The 8431-nt window shown below is 44.6% G+C and carries 9 protein-coding genes and 1 pseudogene; 6 read left to right on the top strand and 4 right to left on the bottom strand.

All coding sequences use genetic code 11. The features are described 5' to 3' along the window. Positions 1-217: helix-turn-helix domain-containing protein (locus tag IM479_RS20335; protein WP_287699555.1), on the bottom strand; the 217-nt coding region annotated here is incomplete at its 3' end. A gap of 91 nt (positions 218-308) precedes the next feature. On the opposite strand from IM479_RS20335, the gene IM479_RS20330 reads away from it, so the two are divergent. From IM479_RS20330 to purM, 3 genes are all read left to right on the top strand, one after another. Further along, positions 309-1496 (top strand): aspartate aminotransferase, encoded by a 1188-nt coding sequence (locus tag IM479_RS20330; protein WP_287078849.1) that lies wholly within the window; start codon positions 309-311, stop codon positions 1494-1496. A gap of 97 nt (positions 1497-1593) precedes the next feature. Beyond that, complete coding sequence (gene radC / locus IM479_RS20325) at positions 1594-2325, top strand: RadC family protein (RefSeq protein WP_002732646.1); 732 nt, start codon at positions 1594-1596, stop codon at positions 2323-2325. 104 nt (positions 2326-2429) lie between these two features. Then, complete coding sequence (gene purM, locus IM479_RS20320) at positions 2430-3464, top strand: phosphoribosylformylglycinamidine cyclo-ligase (protein ID WP_287686132.1); 1035 nt, start codon at positions 2430-2432, stop codon at positions 3462-3464. A gap of 25 nt (positions 3465-3489) precedes the next feature. Here purM and cofH read toward each other — a convergent pair whose 3' ends face one another. Then, positions 3490-4626: a 7,8-didemethyl-8-hydroxy-5-deazariboflavin synthase subunit CofH gene (cofH, locus tag IM479_RS20315; RefSeq protein WP_287686129.1), complete on the bottom strand. Its 1137-nt coding sequence runs from the start codon at positions 4624-4626 to the stop codon at positions 3490-3492. A 137-nt stretch (positions 4627-4763) separates the two neighbouring features. Continuing rightward, on the bottom strand, positions 4764-5450 hold the full coding sequence (psb29, locus tag IM479_RS20310) for a photosystem II biogenesis protein Psp29 (protein ID WP_287686131.1): 687 nt from the start codon (positions 5448-5450) through the stop codon (positions 4764-4766). Positions 5451-5750: 300 nt separating this feature from the next. On the opposite strand from psb29, the gene smpB reads away from it, so the two are divergent. Together smpB and IM479_RS20300 are read left to right on the top strand one after the other, a co-directional pair. Further along, positions 5751-6215 (top strand): SsrA-binding protein SmpB, encoded by a 465-nt coding sequence (gene smpB / locus IM479_RS20305; protein WP_004162719.1) that lies wholly within the window; start codon positions 5751-5753, stop codon positions 6213-6215. 118 nt (positions 6216-6333) lie between these two features. Beyond that, the gene (locus IM479_RS20300) at positions 6334-6882 is read left to right on the top strand and encodes a DUF2808 domain-containing protein (RefSeq protein ID WP_286827002.1); all 549 of its coding nucleotides are present in this window, start codon (positions 6334-6336) and stop codon (positions 6880-6882) included. Positions 6883-7231: 349 nt separating this feature from the next. Here IM479_RS20300 and IM479_RS20295 read toward each other — a convergent pair whose 3' ends face one another. Further along, complete coding sequence (locus IM479_RS20295; RefSeq protein WP_287686128.1) at positions 7232-7549, bottom strand: KGG domain-containing protein; 318 nt, start codon at positions 7547-7549, stop codon at positions 7232-7234. A gap of 632 nt (positions 7550-8181) precedes the next feature. Between IM479_RS20295 and IM479_RS20290 the strand changes: the two are divergent. Next, positions 8182-8431 (top strand): annotated as a pseudogene (locus IM479_RS20290) (RNA-guided endonuclease TnpB family protein); the annotation flags it as partial.

Genomic DNA, 8431 nt, shown 5'->3' with positions numbered 1-8431 from the left:
TTACTTCATTGAGAAAGTCTAATTCTTCTTGCTTTTTCCAATCGGTTAGCATTGAAGAGGTTTCAGTATATCCTACTCTTTCTTGTCTTTCATACCATGCTTGTGTTCGTTCGTGGAGAGCTTTGTTGTAAACCAATCTTACACAGCCCAAAGTGCGCCGCAATAGCGACTCTTGTTCGGGTGTGGGGTAAAATCGGTAAGAATAGGCTTTCTCCATGTCTTACATTCTAGCATATATCGTGTAAATGCGCTAGTATTTAACAGTAAAGCCGTCGTAGAACGACGGGGTTTCAGACCCAAAATTTTCGATGAGTGTAAATTGGACGAATAGCCGCGCCAAGCGATTAAGTGCCTTACCCCCCTACGTTTTCGCCCGTTTGGATGAATTAAAAGCCTTAGCACGCAAAGAAGGACTAGATTTAATCGATTTAGGGATGGGTAATCCCGACGGTTTTGCCCCGCGTCCAGTTATCGAAGCGGCCATTCAAGCTTTTGAAACCCCCCAATTTCACGGTTATCCACCCTTTGAAGGAACCGCCAGTTTCCGAGAAGCGATCGCTAAATGGTATGATCGCAGTTATGGAGTGGAACTCAATCCCGATAACGAAGCTTTACCCCTGCTAGGTTCCAAAGAGGGCCTATCTCACCTCGCCCTAGCTTATGTTAACCCCGGCGATGTGGTCTTGGTTCCCAGTCCCGCCTATCCCGCCCATTTTCGCGGTCCCTTGATTGCTGGGGCGACGCTATACCCGATTATCTTAAAAGCAGAACAGGATTGGCTGATAGATATCGATTCTATCCCCGAAGATGTGGCTAAACAGGCGAAAATCCTCTATTTTAACTATCCCAGTAACCCCACGGCCGCCGTTGCCCCCCGGGAATTTTTTGAAAAAATCGTTGCTTGGGCCCAGCACTATGAGATTATGCTCGTCCATGATCTCTGTTATGCGGAATTAAGTTTTGATGGTTATCAGCCCACCAGTTTATTAGAAATTCCGGGGGCAAAAGAGATTAGTGTGGAATTTCATACCCTCTCGAAAACCTATAATATGGCCGGGTGGCGCGTCGGTTTTGTCGTGGGCAATTCCGATATTATTCAAGGGTTACGCACCCTGAAAACTAATCTCGATTATGGCATCTTTTCCGTCATCCAAAAAGCGGCCGAAACCGCCCTACAACTGCCGGATGAATACGTCAAACAAGTACAGGAAAGATACCGGCAGCGACGAGATTTTTTAATCAAAGGTTTGGGGCAATTAGGTTGGGATATTCCCCCCTCTAGGGCGACAATGTATCTCTGGGTCCCCTGTAGCGTCGGCATGACTTCCACGGATTTCGCCCTCAGCGTCCTGCAAAAAACCGGTGTTGTTGTCACTCCGGGTAATGCTTTTGGAGAGGGAGGGGAAGGTTATGTGCGCGTCAGTTTAATCGCCGATATCCCGCGATTAGGGGAAGCTTTGCAGCGCCTCGAAGATGCGGGAATTCGCTATCAGTAAGGAGAGTTTTTCCCCTTGATTTGCCCGCAAAATCCCTCTAGGCACTGGCTAAAATTGCGATTATGATGGAATTTTATCGCGGTAGCTTGCCACTTCCATGACCTACAGCTTAAGAATTGCCGATATTCCTGTCAGTGAAAGACCAAGGGAACGTTTAATCAGCGTCGGGGCGAAAAACCTCAGTAACGCCGAATTATTAGCGATTTTACTAGCTACAGGTCAAGGTAAGGGGAAACTCTCGGCGGTGGGTTTAGGACAGCATATTCTCAACGAATTGAGTAAATATCGCCGGGATCCTTTGGATGTTTTGAGGGATATTCAGCCCCAGGAATTAACCGCTATTCATGGCATTGGACCGGCTAAGGCCACTACTATTCTAGCGGCGATCGAATTGGGAAAACGAGCTTTTCAACGACGACCGACGGAAAAAATGGTCATCGATAGTCCCGATACCGCTGCCGCTATCCTTGGCCACGAACTAATGTATCAGTCTCAGGAACGTTTCGCCGTTATTTTACTCGATGTCAAAAATCAGTTAATCGCACTAAAAGTGATTACTATCGGCACAGCCACGGAAACACTGGTACATCCGCGAGAAATCTTTCGAGAAGTAGTGAAACAATCAGCTACTAAGTTAATTATCGCCCATAATCACCCCACCGGGTCACTTGTGCCTAGTCAAGACGATATTTTACTCACAGAACAATTATTACAGGGGGCTACCTATCTAGCCATTCCTCTCCTAGATCATTTGATCCTCGGTAATGGCAACTTCCAAAGTCTTCGCCAAATCACAGATCTTTGGGAAAAATATCCCCAAGAAGATTAGACCCCTTGTAACAATCAAAAATTGTGGTTAGGTTTAGCTGGAAAAGGGAGCGAGTGCGCTCGAAATCCGGGTAAAATTTGAGAGATACAATCGGTCAATTGGGCATGGATTATAAAGAAGCGGGCGTGGATGTGGAAGCGGGACGCGCTTTCGTCGAGAAAATTCGCCAAAATGTGGAAAGTACCTTCCGTCCCGAAGTTATCGGCGGTTTAGGCGGTTTTGGCGGCTATTTTCAGTTACCTTCCGGTTATCGGCAACCGGTGTTAGTATCGGGAACTGATGGCGTAGGAACCAAGTTGAAAATTGCCCATAGTCTCAATCGCCATGATACGGTGGGAATTGACCTCGTGGCTATGTGCGTCAACGATGTCTTAACCTCCGGGGCTGAACCTTTATTTTTCTTAGATTATCTCGCCACTGGTAAACTGGAAGCGTCACAGTTAGCGGCGGTGGTATCGGGAATCGCTAGTGCCTGTCGTGATAGTGGTTGTACTCTTTTGGGAGGGGAAACGGCGGAGATGCCGGGGTTTTATGGGGCAGGAGAGTACGATTTAGCGGGTTTTTGCGTCGGTATTGTCGAAAAAAGTCAATTACTCGACGGCAGTAAGGTGCAAATCGGCGATGTGGCTATCGGTTTAGCCAGTAGTGGGGTTCACAGTAACGGTTTTAGTCTTGTTCGCAAGATTATCGACACCCAGGGCTTAAATTGGCAAGATTGCCCCGAAATTTTGGCTGGCTTTAGCTTAGGTGAAGTTTTGTTAACTCCCACTAGACTTTATGTCAAACCTGTGCTAGAACTTCTGCGCTCTGGGTTAGATATTCACGCCATGGCCCACATCACCGGGGGTGGCATCCCAGAAAATTTGCCCCGCTGCTTAGGTAAAGGGCATTCCGTGCAGATTTACCCCGAAAGTTGGGCAGTTTTGCCGATTTTTCACTGGTTAGCCCAGATGGGATCGGTTAATTCCGAAGCCATGTTTAATACTTTTAATATGGGTATCGGTTTTGTGATCATTGTCCCATCAGATCTGGCTCGATCGACTATTAATCAACTACAATCCTCTGGGATTAATGCCTACCAAATCGGTGAAGTAATTGCCGGTAAGGGGGAAATTGTTGGGCTTGATTATATCAACTAAAAAAACTTTTTGCCGCAAACCCTAGTTAATAGATTGTACCCCGTTGACGGGCGGGGCGATCGAGGGATTTAATCGCCGTTTCTAATTCCTCGACGGTCAAACAAGTACCGCCCAGGGCCCCGGCCATAGTGGTAATATGTTCTTCCATGAGAGTGCCACCGAGATCGTTGCAACCCCAGTCTAAAGCTTCTGTCGCCCCCTGTAAGCCCAATTTTACCCAACTGGGTTGATGATTTTTAATGCTATTGCCCAAATAAATCCGCGCCACTGCCGTTAATTTTAATGTATCGGCTAAGATTGGTTGATCTCGTCCGACTCGATTTCTCAGGGGTTTGGGGGCTGATTGTCCCACAAAAGGCAATAAAATAAATTCGGTGATTTTAGCCCGATAATTATTTTCTAGGGCGATTTCTTGCTGTTTTCTAATTTTTTCAAGGTGCTGCACCTGTTGGCTAGGGGTTTCAATATGACCGCAGAGCATGGTACTGGTGGTATGTAACCCCAAGCGATGGGCAATACCGACTATTTCTAACCAAGTGGCGGCATCGATTTTTTCTGGACAAATTACCCGTCTTATCTCATCGACTAACACCTCGGCAGCCGTCCCCGGGAGAGAATTCACTCCTGTTTCTTGCAGGGAAGCGATGACTTTTTCGTAACTTAAACCGTCTTCCCTAGCAATAAATTGGACTTCTTGGGGCGAAAAAGCGTGTAAATGCAGGTCGGGAAAGGTTTTTTTCAGGTTTTTAACAATTTCGAGGTAATAGTCTAAGGAATTACCCTTAATCTTGGCTTTTGGGTTTAATCCTCCCTGCATACAAATTTCTGTCGCCCCACGACGGACAGCATCCGCCGCTTTAGCGATAATTTCCTCTAAATTAAGCCAGAATGCTCCCTCTTCATTTTCATCGCGTCTGAATGCACAAAAACTGCAATGCTGCTCACAAATGTTACTAAAATTAATGTTGCGATTGATCACGTAGGTGACGGTATCTCCTGCCTGTTGACGACGCAAAAAGTCGGCAGTTTCACGAATCTGGACAATTAAACGGTTATCGGTAGTTTCTAGCAAGATAATCGCTTCTTTCGCCGATAAATTCGCCCCTGACCGCGCTTTGGCCAAAATATCGGTTACGGGTGCGGTGATGGAGGAGTTAGTCACGGGAGATAAATATTAAGGGTTGCCGATCTTAATTGTAGAACGAGGTCAGAAGGAACAGTAAAGAAAGAGAGGCGATTTAATCCTTTTTCTGTTCCCTATTCCCTTGTCTGCACGCGGTAATTTCCGGTTGAGAGCCTTTATTGCGGGGTGGTTTGTTTTTCCTGTTCTTTTTGTTGACGTTTTTTCTTTTCTGCTTCTAAGGCATCTTCGATAACCTTGAGCAGCTGATCCATTTTATCAAGATTACCGCGATAAACATCGAGGTCTTTTTGCAGTTTCTCGCTGGAGAGATGGAGAATTTCTGAGAACTTTTGCAAAATTTGTTCGCGTTTTTCTTTTTCCTTGATCATCTCTGGTTGTGCTTCCGCCAAAATTGTATAGAGACCGATGGCAAACAGGCGACTATACTTAAACTTAGGCGCGTTGATAACCGAAACTAAACTATCAGACAACTGATTGTTACCACCCATAGCAGGGTTTGGCAGTTGGGAAAGCAAGGAATCAATATTACTTTCTTTGGCAATAGCGATCATATTTTCGGCATCACGACGATAGACTTCGGGATTACCGTTAACCGCTTGGCACAAAGCATTAAAAATATTCGGTTTATCCTCCCCCGGACGATAGCCTTCCATGAACTTCTCGAAAGAAGTAACCACACCAAGGGCATAAATTGGATCATAATGGAAATCTACATTAACGGAGAGCAGGTGCATCTCGACTAATAATTCCTCAACCACGCGCCGATACACCGAATTGATGGGGCGGGTGTGGCGAGTATAAAAATCACGCTTACTATCGGAAACAGTACGAATTTTGTCCACAGAACCAAACTTCATAAAAATTTAACACTGCTCTCATTTTCTCCCTTCTCGTTCCCCCTGACAAGGCCAGTGATCACCAAAGAGCGGCAAGCAGTCAGTCCAGAGAGAGCAAAAGAGCGAGTAAGATGGGGAAATGGGGGAATGGGGGAATGGGGAGACCACTTCGTGCGCGTTGCGGGGGGGAATGGAGAATTTCAAATAAAACCCCAACACCCTAACACCCTAAAACCCTAAAACCCCAACACCCTAAAACCCTAACACCCCAACACCCAACAGCTTTTTCACTTTTCACTTGACTATATGGCTAATCAAGACGACAAAATCAAAATTATCAGTGATAACCGGCAAGCGCGCCATCTCTACGAGATTTTAGAGACTTTTGAAGCGGGGGTGCAGTTGCTCGGGACCGAGGTTAAATCTGTGCGTGCTGGTAAGGTAAACCTGCGGGATGGTTACGTTTTAGTCCGCAATGGTGAAGCGGTGTTAATTAATGTTCATATTTCCCCCTACGAACAGAGTAGCGAATATTTTAATCACGATCCGCGCCGGACGAGAAAATTGTTGATGCACAAAAAGGAAATCAGCAAACTCATCGGTCAAGTGGAACAGAAAGGCTTAACTCTTGTGCCTTTGAAGATGTATTTTAAAGGTAGTTGGGTAAAAATCAGCATTGGCCTCGGTAGAGGCAAGAAATTACACGATAAACGCGAAGATTTGAAACGTCGTCAAGATCAACGGGATATGGCGCGAGCGATGAAGCGTTAATCAAGACACTTATCAGACTGGCAAAGGTCTAGGTAAGAAACGAGCGGGTTTTGTTACAGTTGAACTGTATTAGTCTCCTTGTGGCTGTCACCATCCCCCTCACTTTGGGTTAAAATTTATGTTAAAAGTCTTGACAAAAGTAATTAAATATGCTAAAGCACCCGCTTTAATTGCTCTATCTTTAGCTGTGGGTGCGGGGATTATTTTACCAAAAATAACTTTAGCCAATGGCAACCCCGGCCTAACCATTTTTAGCGGAGTCGATCGCAAGGATATCTTAGATTATTTCTTGCAATTCGGTGGTCGTCCCAAGCAAATGGATCGTTATAAACTCTATATTCCCCCGAAAAAACTCTCCCAAGGGGCCGCGGCTTTTTTTATTTCCTATCCCGATTATTTTAACGGCCAGTTTGACACCAATAAAATCGAGGTACGCATCAACAACAAATCTTTACCTTTAAAAGAAGTGGTTTGGGATAAGGATAGTCGCATTATTCAAATTGTCCCCGAACAACCGATCGATCCGACCAGCAAAGTTGAAATCGTCATGTCTAATGTCAGAAATCCTGAATTAGGCACTTATTACTTTACCTGTGATGTGATTGCCTCCGGCAATATTCCCGTCCGTCTCTACGTTGGCACTTGGATTGTCAGTATCGAACCTTAAGTAGGGTTTGCTGAATAAATCTAAAAACCTTGTTGGGTAAGACTTTTAGACTTTTTGTCAATCAAAAAGTACCGGATATGGGAGTGATCGAGGGGAAAATTCAGGTACCTTTTCCCTGAAAATTAGGTAGTTGACCACCTGAAAATCGGTAAAACCCTACACCCCACACCCTGTCCCCACGAGAAACTTTTTCAGCAAACCCTAAGTATTTATTGGGGAAATGGGGAAATGGGGAAATGGGGGAATGGGAGAATTCAACTAAAACCCTAAAACCCTAAAACCCTAAAACCCTAAAATCCCAACACCTAACACCCAACACCCTCTCAGCCCGAGAAAAAGTCAACCAAAGTCAACTATTTGCCTCCGAGTTGCTAAAATCTGAGGAGTTTTCACCTATAGACTCGTTGGCTGGGGAATTTTCTTCGGAGTTCGAGTTTTTGTGACTGCCTTTGTGAGAATTTTTGCCCCCTTCCCGTCCGATAGCTGCCATGTGGGCGCGATCTCGGCTAACCGCTTCACCACCTTTTCGTCCCGCTTCGCGAGCTTCTTCGGAGGTAAATTCGTGGGCTGTACCTTTTTGATGAGCAGCTTTACCACCTTTACTAGCGATTTCCCGTTGTTTAGCTTGATCCATAGAGGCAAAACCGCGTTTACTCTTACCTGTCATAATATCCCTCCTGTGTGAATGCTGATTTTAAACGTTCTTAAAGACTTATGCGAGATTTTTAAAACATCAAAATCATGGTCTTGTCGGTGGGCAAAACATTGAGATTGCCCCGCTTTCCTCCTCTAAGAACTATGGATTCCTACCTAGTATCATAACTCATTAGCTTGACTTCTAGGGAACCAATTACAGCAATCAAAGAGCATATTTTATGTTAAAAAATATTAAGCGAATCGAGCATTTATCAGTCTAAAGATATAGAAGTTATCTTAATGGTGAGGTACAAAGTTTGCCTTTGCAGGAGTCGGTCTTCAGTTATCGGTTATCAGTTATCAGCTTTTTTCTCCCTGCTCCCTTCTCCCCACTTCCCCACTTCCCCACTGTCCCACTCCCCCACTGATTACTGGTTACTGTTCACTGATCACTAAAAAGGCTGCCATGCAGCCTTAATTGGGTGTACGGGCAGCTTAAAGCCTAGTTTTTGGGGATTTAATCGGAAAAAATTAGGCTTAACCACAGAAACCAAAAACCTACCTAAAACTTTTTCAAGTTACTCATTTCTGTAGCTAGATAACTAAAATAAGTAACTTTTGCCACCGATAGATTTTAAGAACGTTATCAGGTATAATCAAGACATGAAGCTAGTTGAACGTCATATTATCAGTCAAAACCATCCCTTATGGTCAGAAATCGACCATTATGCCTTTTTGTCAAAAAATTTGTTTAATCTAGCTAATTACCACGATCGCCAATATTTCTTTGAAAACTCCCAAAAACTGAGTTTTAATCAACTCTATCATCTGGTATCTAAAACCTCAGATTATTTAGCTTTACCCACGAAAGTCAGCAAGCAGATAATCAGAAGATTAGAGCAAGCTTGGATTA

This window comes from Microcystis sp. M165S2 (genome assembly GCF_020245885.1).
In the GTDB taxonomy this organism is placed as follows: domain Bacteria; phylum Cyanobacteriota; class Cyanobacteriia; order Cyanobacteriales; family Microcystaceae; genus Microcystis.
Note: the sequence above shows the minus strand (reverse complement) of the source record. Positions and strands in the feature narration are given on the sequence as shown.